We start from the raw sequence: 16,509 nt of genomic DNA, 5'->3' as shown, positions 1-16,509 counted from the left end.
TCAGCCCGTCAGCCCGTCAGCCCGTCAGCCCGGCTGGTTCGCGTGGTCCGTCGTCGGCGCGACGATCAGCTCGCCGACCAGCCGGGCCGCGGCGGCCCGCTGCTCGGCGGGCAGGGCGTCGTCCGTGACCAGGACGTCCAGCTGGTCCAGGCCGGCGAAGGAGGCCAGGCCGACCGCGTTCCACTTGGTGTGGTCGGCCACCACGACCACCCGGCGGGCCGACCGGAGGAAGGCGCGGTTGGTCTCCGCCTCGGCCAGGTTCGGGGTGGTCAGCCCGGCCTCGGCGGAGAGGCCGTGGCAGCCCAGGACCAGCAGGTTGACGTGCAGCGAGCGGATCGCCTGGTCGGCCACCGGCCCGACCAGGGCGTCCGAAGGGGTCCGCACGCCGCCGGTGCGGATCACCGTGGCGGTGGCGGGCGTGCCGTCCTCGGCGGGTTGCTCCAGCAGTTCGGCGATCCGCAGCGAGTTGGTCACCACGGTGAGGTCCTCGACGGCGCGCAGGTGCCGGGCGACGGCGAAGGTGGTCGTCCCGCCGGCCAGCCCGACCGCCGAGCCCGGCGGCACGAGTGCGGCGGCGGCCCGGGCGATCGCCTCCTTGGCGGGCAGCTCCCAGTGCGCCTTGGTCTCGAACCCGGGCTCGCCGGTGGCCGGCGCCTCGACCCGCACCGCGCCGCCGTGCACCTTGTGCACCAGGCCGCGGCGGGCCAGCGCGTCCAGGTCGCGGCGCACCGTCATGTCGGAGACCCCGAGGTCGCGGACCAGTTCGGTGACCCGGACCCCGCCGCGCGCGCGGATCTGCTCCAGGATCAGCACGCGGCGCTGTCCGGCGAGCGGTTGGGCGCTGTCAGCCATCGGGAAGCCTCCTTCGGCCGCCTCAGGGGAGTGGCCATGGTGGATAATGTTTGAGATTGTAGCTTTCTGTTGATTCCAATGGCTTCACTCAGAGGAAGAAGGGCCATGCCCGGTACGTCCCTGACCCAGCCCACCGTCAGGACCGTGACCACCCTCGCGGACGGTCGGCAGCTGATCTACTACGACAGCGGCGCCGCCGCCCCCCGGGGCGCCGTGGACGGACGGCCGCTGGACCCGCAGGTCCCCGGTTCCGAGGTCCGGCTGGACCCGGTCACCGGCGACTGGGTCACCATCGCGGCCCACCGCCAGGCGCGCACCTACCGGCCGCCGGCCGAGGAGTGCCCGCTCTGCCCGTCCAGGGACGGACGGCTCAGCGAGATCCCGGCCGATGACTACCAGGTGGCCGTCTTCGAGAACCGCTTCCCCTCGCTGGCCGGCCCGCCCGCGGAGCCCGCCCCGGCGGCCGACGGCCCGTGGATCGGCGGCCCCGGCGCCGGACGCTGCGAGGTGGTCTGCTTCACCGCCGACCACGAGGCCTCCTTCGCCGACCTCACCCCCGAACGCGCCCGGCTGGTCCTGGACGCCTGGACCGACCGCACCGCCGAACTCTCCGCGCTGCCCGGCGTGCGGCAGGTCTACTGCTTCGAGAACCGGGGCGCCGAGATCGGCGTCACCCTGGCCCACCCGCACGGCCAGATCTACGCCTTCCCGTTCACCACCCCGCGCACCGCCAGGACGGCCGCCCGCGCCGCCGAGCACCGCGCCGCCACCGGCCGCAACCTCTTCGACGACCTGCTCGCCGCCGAACGCGCCCACGGCGACCGCGTTGTCCTCGCCGGGACGCACTGGACCGCCTTCGTCCCCTTCGCCGCCCGCTGGCCGTACGAGGTGCACCTCTACCCGCACCGCAGGGTGCCCGACCTGACCGCCCTGGACGCCGGGCAGCGGGACGAGTTCCCGGTGCTCTACCTGGAGTTGCTGCGCCGCTTCGACCGGCTCTTCGGCGGTGGCCGCACCCCGTACATCTCCGCCTGGCACCAGGCCCCCGTCGGACAGCGGGACGAACTCGCCCTGCACCTGGAGCTGTTCACCATCCGCCGCGCCGCCGACAAGCTGAAGTACCTGGCCGGCGTGGAGTCCGGCATGGACGCCTTCGTCAACGACGTCACCCCCGAGGACGCGGCCCTCCGGCTGCGGGAGGTCGCCACATGAACGAGCGAAGCGAGTTCGTCATCAAGAGGTGCGGGTTGTGTGAAGCACCCGCCGAGCGCAGCGAGGTGGGCGCATGAACACCTTCGATCAGCTGTACGGCCGTCCCGCCGAGGGGGAGTGGGCCGCCCCCGGCCGGGTGAACCTGATCGGCGAACACACCGACTACAACCTCGGGTTCGTCCTGCCGATCGCCCTGCCGCAGACCGTCCGCGCCGAGGCGGCCCGCCGGGAGGACGGGCTGCTGCGGATCTGGTCCGCCCAGGGCCGTGAGCTCGTCACGCTGCGGGTCGACGACCTCGCCCCCGGCTCGGTGCCCGGCTGGGCCGGCTACCCGGCCGGCGTGGTGTGGGCGCTGCGCGACGCCGGACACGAGGTCGGCGGGGCGGACCTCCGGCTGGACAGCGACGTGCCCAGCGGCGCCGGGCTCTCCTCCTCCGCCGCGCTGGAGTGCGTGCTCGCCGCCGCGTACAACGACCTGTACGGGCTGGGGCTGCCGGCCGCGGAGCTGGCGGTGCTGGCGCAGCGGGCCGAGAACGCCTTCGTCGGCGTGCCCTGCGGGATCATGGACCAGATGGCCTCGATGTGCTGCCGCCCGGGGGCCGCGCTGTTCCTGGACAGCCGGGACCTGGCGATGCGGCAGGTGCCCGTCGACCTCGCGGGCGCGGGCCTCGCGCTGCTGGTCCTGGACACCCGGGTGAAGCACGACCTCGGCGACGGCGCCTACGCCGCGCTGCGGGCCGGCTGCGAGCGGGCCGCCGCCCTGCTCGGGCTGCCCGCGCTGCGCTCGCTCCAGCCGTCCGGGCTGGCGGACGCCCTCGCCCGACTCCCTTCGGAACTGGTGCCGCTGGTGCGCCACGTGGTCACCGAGAACGCCCGGGTGGAGGCCGCCGTCGCCCTCCTGGACGCCGGCGACCTCGCGGCCCTCGGCCCGATCCTCACCGCCGGGCACGCCTCGCTGCGCGACGACTACCGGGTCTCCTGCCCGGAGACCGACCTCGCCGTCGAGACGGCCGTCGCCGCGGGCGCCCACGGCGCGCGGATGACCGGCGGCGGCTTCGGCGGCTCGGTCATCGCCCTGGTGGACCAGGACGCGGCCGAGCGTGTCGCCGCCGAGGTCACCACCGCGTTCCGCGCGGCCGGGTACGCCGAGCCGCGCACCCTCACCGCCGTCCCGGGGGAGGGTGCGCGCCGGCTCCGGTGAGCTAGGGCTGCCTACGCCCTGTGGGCCTCCGGGCGCTCCGGGGACGCCTCCGCGAGCGCCCGGGTCACGGCCTCGACCCCGGCGCGCAGCCCGTACACCGGGGTGGCCGGCTGCTGGCGCCAGGACTCGTCGATCCCGCCCGCGTCCACGGTGTCGAAACCCAGCTCGTCGACCAGCGCCCGGACCACCCGCTTGGCCGCCTCGTCGTCCGAGGCCACCGGTACGGCGAGCCGCTCAGGGTCGCCCGCCGGGAGCGGGCGCTCCAGCAGGTCCTGGGCGTAGGTGCCGTTGAACACCTTCACCACCCGGTGCCCGATGTGCTGCTCCGTCCAGCGGCTCTCGGTGAGCCCGCCGTCCTCGATCGCGTCGATCCGGCCGTCGCGCTCCTTCGGGTAGTAGTTGCCGGTGTCGATCACCGCGACGCCCTCGGCGGCGCCGTCCAGCAGCCCGGCGGGCAGGTCGGGCACGCTCTTCAGCGGCACCGTCACCACCACGACCTGCGCCCCCGCGGCCGCCTCGGAGACCGTCACGGCCTTCGCCCCGGTCTCCTCGACCAGCGCCTTGAGCGTCTCCGGGCCACGGGAGTTGGCCACCGCCACCTCGTGCCCGAGCGCGGACAGCCGCCGCGTCAGGTTCCCGCCGATGTTGCCCGCGCCGATGATGCCGATCTTCATGGGAAGCCCCTCTTCGCGAGTGCCGTAATGGACCGTCGCCTTGGCCCAACCACCCGGTGATCGTCCCGATTCCCGGCCGGCGGGGTGGATTTCGCGAACCGCCGGGTGGATCCCACGATCGGCGGGACGGCCGTCCCGGTCCGCAGGGTGGCCCTCCCGGACCCGGGGTCGGGGCGGGCCTGGCACCGGCCCCGCGCCGTCGCGAGGGTGGACGCCATGAACCGCACTCCCACCGGAACTCCCACCGAATCCACCGTCCTGGTCACCGGCGGTACCAGCGGCATGGGCCTCGCCACCGCCCACCGGCTCCTCGCCGCCGGCGCCCGGGTCGTCGTCACCGGCCGCGACGACGCCAGACTCGCCCGCGCCGCGGCGCGGCTCGACGCCGGCGACCGGCTGCTCACCGTCCGCGCCGACGCCTCCGTGCCTGCGGACCTCGCCCGGCTGGCCGACACCGTGCGGGAGCGGTACGGCCGGCTCGACGGCGTCTTCGCCAACGCGGGCGTGGCCGGGTTCCAGCCGGTGGAGGAGGTGACGGAGGCCGAGTTCGACCGGGTCGTCGCCACCAACCTCAAGGGTGTGTTCTTCACCGTGCAGCACGCCCTGCCGCTGCTGGACGCGGCCGGCGGCGGCTCGGTCGTCCTCAACGCCTCCTGGACCCCGCACCGCGGCCTGCCCGGCGCCGCCGTCTACGCCGCCACCAAGGCCGCCGTCCTCAGCCTCGCCCGCACCCTCGGCAGCGAACTCGCCGGACGCGGCATCCGGGTCAACTCGGTCAGCCCCGGCTACATCGTCACCGAGATGTTCCACGCGGCCGTCCCTGACCCGGCCGACCACGAGCCGATCCGCGGCCACGTCCCGCTCGGGCGGCTGGGCACGGCCGAGGACGTCGCGGAGACGGTGGCCTTCCTGCTCTCCGACCGCTCCTCGTACATCACCGGGCAGGACATCGTGATCGACGGCGGCCTCGTCCCCGCCTTCCCGTCCCTGACCGGCTGAGCGCCCTCCCGCCCGTGCCTGGTCCTGACAGGACCAGGCACGGGGCGCGCGTTCGGGTGACAATCCAGGACGTGAACCCGAGCAGCGCCCTGAGCGAATTCCTCCGCACCCGCCGCGCCCGCCTGCGGCCCGAGGACGTCGACCTCCCCGACTACGGCGGCCGCCGCCGGGTCGCCGGGCTGCGCCGCGAGGAGCTCGCCCACCTCGCCGGGGTCAGCGTCGACTACTACACCCGCCTGGAACAGGGCCGGGTCGGCAACCCGTCCGACGCCGTCCTCGACGCCGTGGCCCGCGCCCTGCGCCTGGCCCCCGACGAGTCCGGCCACCTCCACCGCCTCGCCCGCCCCTCGGCCCGCCCCCGCCGCCCGGCCGCCCGCCAGCAGCCGCGCCCCTCCCTGCTGCACCTGCTGGAGCAGCTCGACCACACCCCGGCCGTGGTGATGGGCCACCGGATGGACATCCTGGCCTGGAACCGCGCCGCCGTCGCGCTGTTCGGCGACTACGGCGCCCTGCCGGCCGAGGACCGCAACATCGCCCGGATCACCTTCCTCGACCCGGCCTCGCGCGAGCTCTACGCCGACTGGGCCACCTGCGCCCGCGAGAACGTCGCCTTCCTGCACCTGGAGGCGGGCCGCCGCCCTGACGACCCGCTGCTCGCCGAGCTCGTCGGCCGGCTCTGCCTGGGCAGCCCGGAGTTCCACCAGATGTGGGCCGAACACCCGGTCGCCGACAAGACCTCGGGCCGCAAGTCCTTCCGGCACCCCCTGACCGGCACCCTCGACCTCGCCTACGACACCCTCCGGCCCGCCGACGACACCGGGCAGGCACTGGTGACCTACACCGCGGACCCCGGCTCGCCCTCGGAGGACGGGCTGCGGCTGCTGCTCTCCTGGGCGGCGACCGGCTGACGGCCGGGAAAGGCCACGGGGGGCGGCGCTCCGTCGCGGAGCGCCGCCCCCCGTGTTCAGGGCCTGGGAAGGATCAGATCGTCTGGTAGTAGCCGAACAGGTCGACCATGAAGTCGATGTCCTGCCAGCCCTGGTTCCAGATGTCGACGATGCCGCCCTTGCCACCGGGGGTCTGCGCGATGTTCGCGACGGTGGCGCCGGCCGTCCAGTTGAGCGTCGAGGAGACCGGGCGCTGCGGTACGGCCGGGGTGCCGTTCTGGTAGTCGGACCAGAAGTTCGGGTCGGGAGTGACCGACAGGAAGCCCGGGCCGGTGGTGTTGGTGACGGTGGTGTTCAGCACCCAGCCGTCGACCCTGGGGGTGGTGGTGTCGCTCTCGTTCCGCATCGCGTAGAAGTCGCGGCCGTGCAGCGGGCCGGCCGGACGGCCCCAGCGGTTCGTGCGGCTGTCGACCAGGCGCAGCGACACCGAGCCGGACACGAAGGCCGAGCGGCTGTCCGGGGTGTAGTAGCCGACGACGTCGATCACGACGTCGGTCGGCCGCCAGCTGCCGTTGCGGATGGAGATCTTGCCGTCCGGGCCGACCGGGACGATCACCGCGTTGGCGACCGTCTGGCCAGCGGTGAAGTTGACGCTGGAGGTGGTCGGCGCCGCCTGACCGCTCGGGTAGGCGATCAGGTGTCCGGCTTCCTGAGGGCCGGTGACCGTCAGGTTGAGCGCGACGGCGGTGGCGTTGCCGGGTACGCCGTTGCGGCCGGCAACCGCCACGTCGAAGCTGCTCTGCCCGGCGACCTGGCCCTTGGCCGTGCCGAGGCTCTCGCGGGTGTCCACGACGCGGGTCTGCGGCACCGAGCCGTAGCCGCTGGCGGTCTGGGGCGAGAAGTAGCCGGTCACGTCCGCGAGCAGGTCCACCGGCTCCCAACCGGCGTTGTACAGGTAGACGTACCCGTCCTTGCCGACGTACGAGGTCACCAGGTTCGGCACGGTCTGGCCGGCGGCGTAGTTCAGGTTCGAGGTCTCGGTGCCCTCGGCGAGGTCCTTCTGGGACGCCACCGAGACGTGGCCGGAGCCGGTGGAGCCGGTGGCGGTGACGTTGAGGACCACGGTGGCCACGTTCGCCGGGATCCGGGCGGTGCCCGCGACCTTCAGCGCCACCGTGCCGCGCCCGGGCACCTTGGCCTGGGCGGCGCCGAGGCCCGAACGGGTGTCCAGCAGCCGGGTCGGCGCGTGCGGGGTGAACTCGGAGCCGCCGGTGACGAAGTCGACCTGGTTCACGGCCTCGCCGCCGCTCGCCGGGTCCTTCACCGTGACCTTGATCTGGTAGGAGCCGACCGCGGCGTAGTTGTGCTTGGTCACGCGGCTGTCGGAGACGGAGGTGGAGGCGGACGAGCCGGCGGAGAACGTGTCCGTGGTGCCGTCGCCCCAGGCGATCGTGACGTCGACCGTGGTCGCCTCGTAGACCGAGACGTAGGTCCTGAGGTCCACCTCGTGCGCGCCCCAGGTCATGGCGTCCAGGCTGGTCCAGAAGTGCTGGGAGCTCTGCGAACCCTGGGCGCCCTGCGCGGGTGCGGCCAGGCCGGCCCGGACACCGGGCTTCGCCGTGGCCACCGTCCGCTCGGCCGGGCTGCTGTACGTCCGGCCCGGGAGCTGGCGCACCGCGTCCGTCCCGTTCGCGGCCGCGCCTTGGGCCGCGGGCGCGGCAGGCTTCGCACCGGGCCCCGAAGCCTGGGCGATCCCAGGCGTGACACCCACACCGGCCGCCACCAGGGCAGCCAGAACCACAAGTCGGCGATTGCGCACCGAGTTCCCCCCACAAGTCATCACAAGAAGCACGCGTTCGAAGGTTTCGAACGCGTGCAGATTACCCACTTCCACGGCGCCCGCGCGCCCGCATTTCCTAGCAGTACGGGCACGCCTCGCGATTCCGGCGGCCGCCGAGCGCCCGCACGACGTCGTCCTCCTCCCCGGAGCAGGGCCGCACCCGCGCAACGCCGTCCTGGCCCGGCAGGGCCCGGCCCGGCACGCCTTCGCCGGCCGACTGCCCGGCCCAGCCCTCCGGCTCGCCGTCGAGGCGGCAATCGACCGGACCGACCATTCCACCGAACTCGAACAACTCTTCACCGTCCATGACATCGCGGCGCCCCTGGCGTACCGTCCATCCACGTGGCCCTCGATCAGGCGTACGTGAACCAGATCTTCCTTCCGGACACCTACGCCCGCGGCGTTCCGTACGAACTCTTTCGAAAACTCCGCGAATCCGCCCCCGTCTGCCGGGTCGAGGAGCCTGCCGTCGGCGGCTGGCCGGCCGGGTCCGGCACCGCGGACCCGGCGGGGCTCACCGAGCCGGGACGGGCGGCGGTGGCCCGACGCCCCCAGGCCCTCACGACCCCCGACGGCCGTCCCGTCAATCCGCGTTCGCGCGCCGCGCTGGCGGACATGTTCGCCTACGCGCACGCCCTCGCCGAGCAGCCGCCGCCCGGCAGCATCGTGGCCCGGATGCGGGAGGCCGGGCTGAGCGCGGCCGAGTTCGAGACGATGTTCTTCCTCTTCGGGGTCGCCGGCAACGAGACCCTGCGCAACGGCGTGCCCGGCGGACTGTATTCCCTCCTCACCCACGCCGACCAGTACCGCCTGCTGAGCCGACGGCCGGACCTGGCCGCCTCGGCGGTGGACGAGCTGCTGCGGTTCTGGCCGCCGGTACTGGAGTTCCGGCGCACGGCCACACGAGACGTCGCCCTGGGCGGGCAGCCGATTCGCCGCGGGGACAAGGTGGTCGTGTACCACGCCTCCGCCAATCGCGACGAGTCGGTCTTCTCCGACCCGGACCGCCTGGACATCACCCGTACGCCGAACGACCACGTCAGCTTCGGCTTCGGCCCGCACTTCTGCATGGGCGCGCAGCTGGCCAGGATCCAGATGTCAGCCCTGATCCGGCGCGTCGTCGCCGAGCTGCCCGGCCTGGCCTCGCGCCGGTGCCGGGCCGGCCGCCTCAGCGCCTGGTCCCGGACCTCCGGAACGGGCTCAAGTCGCTTCCAGGCCAGTGGGGTTGAGGCGGCCGCCCGGCAGTACCCGGTCCGTCACTCGAAGCGTGCGGGGTCGCCGGCCCCGCGACGGACGATCTCCGCCTCGCCGCTGGAGAAGTCGACGACCGTCGTCGGGACCGTGCCGCACTCGCCCGAGTCCACCACGGTGTCCAGCACGTGGTCGAGCCGCTCCTTGATCTCCCACCCCTGGGTCAGTGGTTCGTCCTCACCGGGGAGGAGCAGCGTGCTGGAGACCAGGGGCTCGCCGAGCTCGGCGAGCAGGGCCCTGGTGACGGCGTGGTCGGGGATCCGGACCCCCACCGTCTTCTTCTTGGGGTGCAGCAGGCGGCGGGGGACCTCCTTGGTGGCGGGGAGGACGAAGGTGTAGCTGCCCGGCGTCGCCGCCTTGACGGCGCGGAAGACGTTGTTGTCGATGTGGACGAACTGGCCCAGCTGGGCGAAGTCCATGCACATCAGGGTGAAGTGGTGGCGTTCGTCGAGACGCCGGATCGACCGGATCCGGTCGAGGGCGTCGCGGTTGTCCAGCTGACAGCCCAGGGCGAAACAGGAGTCGGTCGGGTACGCGATGAGGTCCCCCGCGCGCAGGCCGGCGACCACGGTGCCGATGGTGCGGGGCTGGGGGGATTCCGGATGCACGTCGAAGTACTTCGCCATTGGCCGACCCTACGGGATGCCCGCCCCCGATCGGTGCAGCCGTCGGGCACGCCGCGCCCGCCGGGCACGCCGCGCGGGGCGCCCGTGATCAGCCCGCGCAGTCCGGGCAGAGCCCCCGGTAGGTGACCTCCGCCTGGGCCACCGCGAACCCGAAGCGCTGCTCGTCCGGCAGGTCGGCCAGCGGATTGCCGAGCGGGTGGACGTCGCGGATCGCGCCGCAACCGGTGCAGATCAGGTGCTGGTGCGGGCGGTGCGCGTTCGGGTCGTACCGCTTGGCGCGCCCGTCGGTGGACACCTCGATGACCTCACCCAGGGTGACCAGTTCACCGAGCGTGTTGTAGACCGTCGCCCGGGAGATCTCCGGCAGGCGCTCGGCCGCCCGGGCGTGCACCTCGTCGGCGGTCAGGTGCACGTGCTCGCCGTCCAGGACCTCGGCCACGACACGCCGCTGGGAGGTGAGGCGCCAGCCACGCCCGCGCAGCCGCTCCAGCAGGTCACTCATATCGGTTCACCTATTCAGGTCAAGTAGTGGACCGGAGTTTACCAATGCACATCCGGTGCCTTCCGAATCCCGATCGGATATGGCTTTGGTGTCTTTCTTGACTTGGATTCCGTCCATCGTAGGATCGGCTCCGGCGCTAGCCTGGGTGGCAGCAGCACGTGACCCCCGTCACCGCCGTACGCGGCGGCAAGCGTGGCAACACGTGGCGCGCCAGGACCAGACAGCAGCAGTAGGTGCCGTAGGTAGCAGTGAAGACACCGTGATCCGCCTTGTGAGGGAAGGATTCCCATGTCTGACATCCACGATGCAACCGGCGTAGAGGCGAGCGCGGAAGGTTGCCCGGTGAACCACGGGCGGGCGCCGCACCCCACCCAGGGCGGCGGGAACCGCCAGTGGTGGCCGGAACGGCTCAATCTGAAGATCCTCGCGAAGAACCCCGCCGTGGCCAATCCGCTCGGTGCGGACTTCGACTACGCCGAGGCCTTCCGGACCCTGGACCTCCCGGCCGTCAAGCGGGACATCCAGCAGGCCCTGTCCACCTCGAAGGACTGGTGGCCGGCCGACTTCGGCTACTACGGCCCCTTCATCATCCGGATGGCCTGGCACAGCGCCGGCACCTACCGGGTCAGCGACGGCCGCGGCGGCGCCGGCGGCGGCCAGCAGCGCTTCGCCCCGCTGAACAGCTGGCCCGACAACGCCAGCCTGGACAAGGCCCGCCGCCTGCTGTGGCCGGTGAAGAAGAAGTACGGCCGCGCCCTGTCCTGGGCCGACCTGATCGTCCTGTCCGGGAACGTGGCCCTGGAGGGCATGGGCTTCCGGACCTTCGGCTTCGGCGGCGGCCGGGTCGACGAGTGGGAGCCGGACGAGGACGTCTACTGGGGCCCGGAGACCACCTGGCTCGGCGACGAGCGCTACACCGGCGACCGCGAGCTGGAGAGCCCGCTGGCCGCCGTCCAGATGGGCCTGATCTACGTCAACCCCGAGGGCCCGAACGGCAACCCGGACCCGGTCGCCGCCGCCCGCGACATCCGCGAGACCTTCTACCGGATGGCGATGAACGACGAGGAGACCGTCGCGCTGATCGCCGGCGGCCACACCTTCGGCAAGACCCACGGCGCCGGCCCCGCCGACAACGTCGGCCCGGCCCCCGAGGACGCCCCGATCGAGCAGCAGGGCCTCGGCTGGAAGAGCGCCTTCGGCACCGGTGTCGGCGGCGACGCCATCACCAGCGGTCTGGAGGGCACCTGGACACCCACCCCGATCACCTGGGACAACAGCTTCTTCGAGACGCTGTTCGGCTACGAGTGGGAGCTCACCAAGAGCCCGGCCGGCGCGCACCAGTGGAAGCCCAAGGACGGCGGCGGCGAGGGCACCGTCCCGGACGCCCACGACCCGGCCAAGCGGCACGTGCCGATCATGCTCACCACCGACCTGTCGCTGCGCCTCGACCCGGTCTACGAGCCGATCTCCCGGCGCTTCCTGGAGAACCCGGAGGAGTTCGCCGACGCCTTCGCCCGCGCCTGGTACAAGCTGACCCACCGCGACATGGGCCCGGTCGTCCGCTACCTCGGCCCGGAGGTCCCCGGCGAGCACCTGCTCTGGCAGGACCCGCTGCCGGAGGCCACGTACCAGCAGATCGGCGCGGCCGACGTCGCCGACCTCAAGCGGCGGATCACCGCCACCGGCCTCCCGGTGTCCGACCTGGTCTCCACCGCCTGGGCGGCGGCCTCCTCGTTCCGCTCCAGCGACAAGCGCGGCGGCGCCAACGGCGGCCGCATCCGGCTCCAGCCGCAGATCGGCTGGGAGGTCAACGAGCCCGACCGGCTGGCCTCGGTGCTGCGCGCGCTGGAGGGCGTGCAGCAGGAGTTCAACGCGCAGGGCGGCGGCAAGCAGGTCTCGCTCGCCGACCTGGTGGTGCTGGCCGGCGGCGTCGGCGTCGAGCAGGCCGCCAAGGCGGCCGGCCTGGCCGTCGAGGTGCCGTTCGCGCCCGGCCGGGTGGACGCGTCGCAGGAGCTGACCGACACCGAGTCCTTCGCCGCCATGGAGCCCAAGGCGGACGGCTTCCGCAACTGGGTCGGCAAGGGCAACCGGCTGCCGGCCGAGTACCTGCTGCTCGACAAGGCCAACCTGCTGGGTGTCAGCGCGCCCGAACTGACCGTGCTGGTCGGCGGCCTGCGGGTGCTGGGCGCCAACCACGGCCAGTCGAAGCACGGCGTGCTCACCGGGACCCCGGGCGTGCTGACGAACGACTACTTCGTCAACCTGCTGGACCTGGACACCAGTTGGAAGGCCACCTCGGAGGACGCGCACACCTTCGAGGGCCGGGACGGCTCGGGCCGGGTCCGGTGGACCGGCACCCGTGCCGACCTGGTCTTCGGTTCGAACGCCGAACTGCGGGCCGTCGCCGAGGTGTACGCGGGCGACGACGCCAAGGAGAAGTTCGTCGAGGACTTCGTCGCGGCCTGGGTCAAGGTCATGAACGCGGACCGCTTCGACCTCGCCTGATCCCGGGCGGCTGACGGCGGGAGCCCTGGGGCGTCGACCCCCGGGCTCCCGCCGTTCCGCGGTCGCCGCCGGGCTCCCGCCGTGCGCTACCCGCCCGCCCTCCGGGTGGGCTCAGGAACCCTGGACGGACGGGCCCCCGTCCGAGGTCTCCCCCGCGGACTGCTCCGCCGTCTCCTCCTCCGCCCGCTTCTCGGCCGCCCGGATCCGCTCGGTGAAGTCGTGCGCGTCGATCCGCTCGACCGCGGCCCCGTGCCGGGCGGCCAGCTCGTCGGCCGGGCCCGGCGCGGACTCCCTGATCTCCAGGGCGAGCAGCGCGCCGCCGTCCGGCACCCGGGGCGAGAGCACGATCAGCCCGGCGCCGCCCTCCGCCGCCTGGTGCTCCTCGGCCGCGCTGCCGAGCGCCGCGCCCGCCGCGAAGCCCAGCAGCACGCCGACCGGCCCGCCGAGCAGCCCGATCAGGCCGCCCAGCACGCCCGATCCGACGGTGGCCATGCCCGCGCCCCGGGTGAAGGTGTCCTTGACCTCCAGCAGGCCGTCGGCGCTGCGCTCCATCGCCGCCACCATCCGCAGGCCCGGCAGGCGCTGCGCCTCGTCGAACGCCGGGCGCCAGGCACCGGCGTCGGGGAAGGTCAGCAGGACGACGTTGTGCTGGTCGCTCATGGCGCTCCGATCGGGCCGGGGCCGGCGGTGGCCGGGCTTCCATCGTGACCCTCGGCGCCGGCCGCTGCCACCCCGGTGCCGCTCAGCGCGGCCCGTCCTCGGGGTGGTTGAAGACCGGCCCGAGGTCCGGCGGCAGGTGCTCGACCAGCAGGGCGACCGCCTCCTCCGCGGTGGCGGGCGTGCCGACGACCTCCCCGCCGTTCGGGCGGCGGACGCGGTAGCCGCCGGGGTACAGCGGTTCGGCGTACGGCATGCCCGCGTCCACGTACGGGGGCGAGGTCGCCAGGCTGAACCACAGGTTGTAGTGGCTGGTGAAGGGGAAGAACCGGGCCAGCCGGGGCTCGGCGCGGGCGGCCCGCAGCAGCCGTACCAGACCGGCGTTCTCGCTGTCCGGGCCGTGTCCGACCTCCCGCCGGACCTCCTCCCACCTCTGGGCGAGGATCTCCCAGCGGGCCTCCACCGCCGCCTCGGGACCGACCGCGCGGGCCTCGGCGAGGTTCGGAACCCCGGGTTCGGGCAAGGCGTCCCTCTGATCATCTGATCGCATGTCACGTAGTCTGCCGCCGGCCGCTTCCGGAAGCGAACGCCGCGGGTGGGTGGCCGATGTCGGCTCCGACGGCCGCACGGTCCCCGTGATCGTCCCCTCGTACGTCAACCCGGTGCTGACCGGTCTCGTGCTCTGCGCCGTGACGCTCACCGTTCTCACGGTCGTCCGGAGCAAGGGGAGGAGCACACCCCGGGACCGGGCCGCCACCCCCGGCCGGGGCGTACGGGAGGCCGGCTGAGCGGTCAGCCCCTGGCGGCGGCGGAGCCGCGCAGCTTGCGCCAGGTACGGCTGACGGAGGCCAGTCCGGTGCGCCCGGCGGCGGGCGCACCGGACTCCCAGGTCCGGGCCGCCTCGGCGAGGCTCTCCGCGGGCGCCGGGGCGACCGGTGGGCGGACCCGGGCGGCGTACAGGAGGCCGGCGGGGCCGAGGGCGTCGAGCCGGGCCCTGGCGTGGTCGAGCAGTGCGGCGCCGGCGTCGGCGATCGCGGCCTCGCCGAGCGGGCGTGCCGGGAGGTCGAGGCCGTCGGCCAGCCCGCGTTCCAGGGCGGTGCGCAGGTCCTGGACGGAGAGGTCGCGGACGGTCAGCGACAGGTGGGCGGACAGGCCCCCGGCGCCGACCGCGCGGTGCGCGAAGCCGCGCGGGACGTAGAGCACGCCGCCGGGTTCGAGGACGCCGCGCAGACGCAGCGGGGAGCGCTCGTCGTCCGGGAGCTCGCCGAGCCGCCAGTCCGCCGTCGCCGGCGCGTCGTGGACGTACCAGGTCTTCCGTCCGGCGGCCTGGAGGACGAACACGTCGGCGTCGTCGCGGTGCACCGCCAGGCCCTGGCCGCCGGCGGGGGTGACGAAGAAGAACGCCTCGATCCGCCGGTCGAGCTCCTCGGAGAGCCGGGCCACCAGCTCGCCGGTCGGGCGGTGCCACTGGTCGACGCAGCGCAGCAGCAGCGTCGACCCGCGGCGCAGCAGGGCGAGCACCTTCGCGCGGTCGGCGAAGCCGTGGTGCGCCGTGCCGTTGACCACGCGGGAGGCGGTGAAGGCCTCGGACGGGATGGTGACCTTGTCGGAGCGGACCATCTCCAGGTACGGGGTGCGCAGCAGTCCGCTGTCGAAGGCGGCGTCCAGCTCGTCGAGGTCGAAGGGCGGGGCGAGCGCCTCCGGGGTGTAGAGCGCGGGTTCGCGTTGCCACCGGCGGCCGGTGAAGCTCTCGACGTCGCCGACCCAGGCGGCGAGCGTGGGCGATTCCATGGTGTGTCCCGTGGTGTCAGGGGTGTTCCGGGGTGCTCGGTGCTCGGCGGACGGCGCCCGGCGGGTCAGGCTCCGACCAGCGCCTCGAACCGTACGGAGAGCAGGGAGCGCAGCGGCACGTGGGCCTGCTGCTGCGGGCTGTGGACGGTCAGGCGGTTGTCCAGGGCGACGGCCAGCAGGCGCTCGGCCAGCGGCACGATGAGGTGCTTGGCCCAGCAGCGGGCGCCGTCGAAGCCGAAGGGCATGAACGCGGGCGTCTTCTCCGGGTCCGCGACGCCGTCCCAGCGCTCGGGGCGGAAGTCCAGCGGGTCCGGCCAGTAGTCGGGGTGGCGGTGCATCAGCAGCGGGAAGAGCGCGACGTCGTCCCCGGGCCGGATCTCGGGATGCAGGCCGGTGTACGCCTCGCCGCCGTTGCGGTACAGCATCCAGGCGGGCGGGAGCAGCCGCAGGGTCTCCCAGAGGACGGTGGTGAGGTTCGCGCGGTCCTCCGGCCGGGCCCGCCCGGGGCCCAGCAGCCACAGGGCGTTGCCGGTCAGCGCGGCCACTCCGTCGCAGAGGGTGGCCGTCGCCCGCCGGTACATCGCGACGGCCTGCCGGCGCTCCAGCGGGTCGTCGGCGCCGCGGATCAGTGTGGCCAGTTCGGTGCGGCCCTCGTGGCCGGCGGAGCCGGGCCAGACGGTGACGGTGCGGTCGACGAGACGGGAGAGGGTGTCGGAGCGGGTGATGCCGCGCTTCGACAGCAGGGAGACCGGCAGCGGGTCGGCGGCGAACAGCCAGCGGCGCAGGTAGGAGGTGCCCGCGTAGGGCCAGGGGCCGGACAGCCCGCGTGCCGGGGGCGGGGGCTTCCGGACGCCCGCCATGGCGTCCTGTCCCAGGGCGCGGATGGTCCTGGTCGCGCTGTCGTGGGGGATGTCGGCGCCGGCGGCGGGTTTGTAGACCGAGCGTTCGGTGGAAAGAACGGGGCGTGCCGCGACGACTTCGGCCATCAGCCGGGAGTCCGAGACACCGACCTTGGACGGGTCGATCCGGAACACCTTCTCGTCTCTGTCCAGCAGTTCCCGAATTCTCGGGGCGTACACGACGGAACGGCTTCGGGTGGTCGCCGTCGCCATTTCTTCCACGGTAATCGAGCCTCCATTTCGAAATGGCCGGGACAGGCGTTCCGGAGCGGCCCGGGAGCGAATCCGGAGCGGCCCGCGGAGTGATTCCGAACGTGCCGCGGCGCCGGCGGGGGTGCCGGCCGACCCGGGCCCCCGCCGACGGCTGACCACGTCAGATGACGTGCAGCACCCACGCGTGGTTCGCGAGGTCCTCGTCCTTCTTGAACTTCCTGACGAGCGACTTGATCATCTTCATGATTAATCTCCATTCCTGGGATCGCGGATGTGGCGGCACCGCCGCACCCGAGCCGTCAGAGGTATTCGGCATTCCGTCGCCGGAAGCCGAACGGGTTGATCTGTTCATGGACACTAATCGAAACTTCGCCGCCCGGACACCCCTTCGGCAGAAAAG

Annotated in this window: 17 protein-coding genes and 1 pseudogene; 7 read left to right on the top strand and 11 right to left on the bottom strand. The window is 73.4% G+C overall.

Annotated elements, in window-relative coordinates:
• Positions 1-24 precede the first annotated feature (24 nt).
• Positions 25-852: a DeoR/GlpR family DNA-binding transcription regulator gene (locus ACZ7C5_RS07145; RefSeq protein WP_401092449.1), complete on the bottom strand. Its 828-nt coding sequence runs from the start codon at positions 850-852 to the stop codon at positions 25-27.
• Between the two features lie 105 nt (positions 853-957).
• On the opposite strand from ACZ7C5_RS07145, the gene galT reads away from it, so the two are divergent.
• Complete coding sequence (gene galT / locus ACZ7C5_RS07140) at positions 958-2,064, top strand: galactose-1-phosphate uridylyltransferase (protein ID WP_401092450.1); 1,107 nt, start codon at positions 958-960, stop codon at positions 2,062-2,064.
• Between the two features lie 73 nt (positions 2,065-2,137).
• The gene (galK, locus tag ACZ7C5_RS07135) at positions 2,138-3,265 is read left to right on the top strand and encodes a galactokinase (RefSeq protein ID WP_401092451.1); all 1,128 of its coding nucleotides are present in this window, start codon (positions 2,138-2,140) and stop codon (positions 3,263-3,265) included.
• A gap of 11 nt (positions 3,266-3,276) precedes the next feature.
• Here the strand turns inward: galK and ACZ7C5_RS07130 are convergent, their stop codons facing one another.
• Positions 3,277-4,125 carry an NADPH-dependent F420 reductase gene (locus ACZ7C5_RS07130; protein ID WP_470322180.1) on the bottom strand — a complete coding sequence of 283 codons (849 nt, stop codon included), beginning with the start codon at positions 4,123-4,125 and terminating at the stop codon, positions 3,277-3,279.
• A 30-nt stretch (positions 4,126-4,155) separates the two neighbouring features.
• Between ACZ7C5_RS07130 and ACZ7C5_RS07125 the strand changes: the two genes are divergently transcribed.
• Both ACZ7C5_RS07125 and ACZ7C5_RS07120 read left to right on the top strand, forming a co-directional pair.
• Positions 4,156-4,938 carry an SDR family NAD(P)-dependent oxidoreductase gene (locus tag ACZ7C5_RS07125; RefSeq protein ID WP_470322179.1) on the top strand — a complete coding sequence of 261 codons (783 nt, stop codon included), beginning with the start codon at positions 4,156-4,158 and terminating at the stop codon, positions 4,936-4,938.
• Positions 4,939-5,009: 71 nt separating this feature from the next.
• The gene (locus ACZ7C5_RS07120) at positions 5,010-5,846 is read left to right on the top strand and encodes a helix-turn-helix domain-containing protein (protein WP_401092454.1); all 837 of its coding nucleotides are present in this window, start codon (positions 5,010-5,012) and stop codon (positions 5,844-5,846) included.
• Between the two features lie 73 nt (positions 5,847-5,919).
• On the opposite strand, the gene ACZ7C5_RS07115 is transcribed toward ACZ7C5_RS07120, so the two are convergent.
• On the bottom strand, positions 5,920-7,500 hold the full coding sequence (locus ACZ7C5_RS07115; RefSeq protein ID WP_401092048.1) for a PKD domain-containing protein: 1,581 nt from the start codon (positions 7,498-7,500) through the stop codon (positions 5,920-5,922).
• Between the two features lie 241 nt (positions 7,501-7,741).
• Positions 7,742-7,972: a hypothetical protein gene (locus ACZ7C5_RS07110; protein WP_401092047.1), complete on the bottom strand. Its 231-nt coding sequence runs from the start codon at positions 7,970-7,972 to the stop codon at positions 7,742-7,744.
• A gap of 308 nt (positions 7,973-8,280) precedes the next feature.
• Between ACZ7C5_RS07110 and ACZ7C5_RS07105 the strand changes: the two are divergent.
• Positions 8,281-8,727: pseudogene (locus ACZ7C5_RS07105) on the top strand (cytochrome P450); the annotation flags it as partial.
• Between the two features lie 194 nt (positions 8,728-8,921).
• Here the strand turns inward: ACZ7C5_RS07105 and ACZ7C5_RS07100 are convergent.
• Positions 8,922-9,542 (bottom strand): L-threonylcarbamoyladenylate synthase, encoded by a 621-nt coding sequence (locus ACZ7C5_RS07100; protein WP_401092046.1) that lies wholly within the window; start codon positions 9,540-9,542, stop codon positions 8,922-8,924.
• Between the two features lie 88 nt (positions 9,543-9,630).
• Positions 9,631-10,044, bottom strand: coding sequence for a Fur family transcriptional regulator (locus ACZ7C5_RS07095; protein WP_401092045.1), 414 nt, complete (start codon positions 10,042-10,044; stop codon positions 9,631-9,633).
• A gap of 288 nt (positions 10,045-10,332) precedes the next feature.
• On the opposite strand from ACZ7C5_RS07095, the gene katG reads away from it, so the two are divergent.
• Positions 10,333-12,549, top strand: a complete 2,217-nt coding sequence (gene katG, locus ACZ7C5_RS07090) for a catalase/peroxidase HPI (RefSeq protein ID WP_470322178.1) — start codon at positions 10,333-10,335, stop codon at positions 12,547-12,549.
• A 111-nt stretch (positions 12,550-12,660) separates the two neighbouring features.
• On the opposite strand, the gene ACZ7C5_RS07085 is transcribed toward katG, so the two are convergent.
• Both ACZ7C5_RS07085 and ACZ7C5_RS07080 read right to left on the bottom strand, forming a co-directional pair.
• Complete coding sequence (locus tag ACZ7C5_RS07085) at positions 12,661-13,209, bottom strand: histidine kinase (RefSeq protein WP_470322177.1); 549 nt, start codon at positions 13,207-13,209, stop codon at positions 12,661-12,663.
• An 82-nt stretch (positions 13,210-13,291) separates the two neighbouring features.
• Complete coding sequence (locus ACZ7C5_RS07080; RefSeq protein WP_401092042.1) at positions 13,292-13,756, bottom strand: DUF6193 family natural product biosynthesis protein; 465 nt, start codon at positions 13,754-13,756, stop codon at positions 13,292-13,294.
• Here ACZ7C5_RS07080 and ACZ7C5_RS07075 point away from each other — a divergent pair.
• On the top strand, positions 13,755-13,994 hold the full coding sequence (locus ACZ7C5_RS07075) for a hypothetical protein (protein WP_401092041.1): 240 nt from the start codon (positions 13,755-13,757) through the stop codon (positions 13,992-13,994). The two genes, ACZ7C5_RS07080 and ACZ7C5_RS07075, sit on opposite strands and share 2 nt — an antisense overlap.
• A gap of 4 nt (positions 13,995-13,998) precedes the next feature.
• Here ACZ7C5_RS07075 and ACZ7C5_RS07070 read toward each other — a convergent pair whose 3' ends face one another.
• From ACZ7C5_RS07070 to ACZ7C5_RS07060, 3 genes are all read right to left on the bottom strand, one after another.
• Positions 13,999-14,997 carry a JmjC domain-containing protein gene (locus ACZ7C5_RS07070; RefSeq protein WP_470322176.1) on the bottom strand — a complete coding sequence of 333 codons (999 nt, stop codon included), beginning with the start codon at positions 14,995-14,997 and terminating at the stop codon, positions 13,999-14,001.
• A gap of 65 nt (positions 14,998-15,062) precedes the next feature.
• On the bottom strand, positions 15,063-16,109 hold the full coding sequence (locus ACZ7C5_RS07065) for a cytochrome P450 (RefSeq protein WP_470322175.1): 1,047 nt from the start codon (positions 16,107-16,109) through the stop codon (positions 15,063-15,065).
• A gap of 160 nt (positions 16,110-16,269) precedes the next feature.
• Complete coding sequence (locus ACZ7C5_RS07060) at positions 16,270-16,461, bottom strand: hypothetical protein (protein WP_401092038.1); 192 nt, start codon at positions 16,459-16,461, stop codon at positions 16,270-16,272.
• Between the last annotated feature and the right edge of the window lie 48 nt (positions 16,462-16,509).

This window comes from Kitasatospora sp. NPDC036993 (genome assembly GCF_055607525.1).
This window is presented reverse-complemented; position numbering and strand designations above follow the sequence as displayed.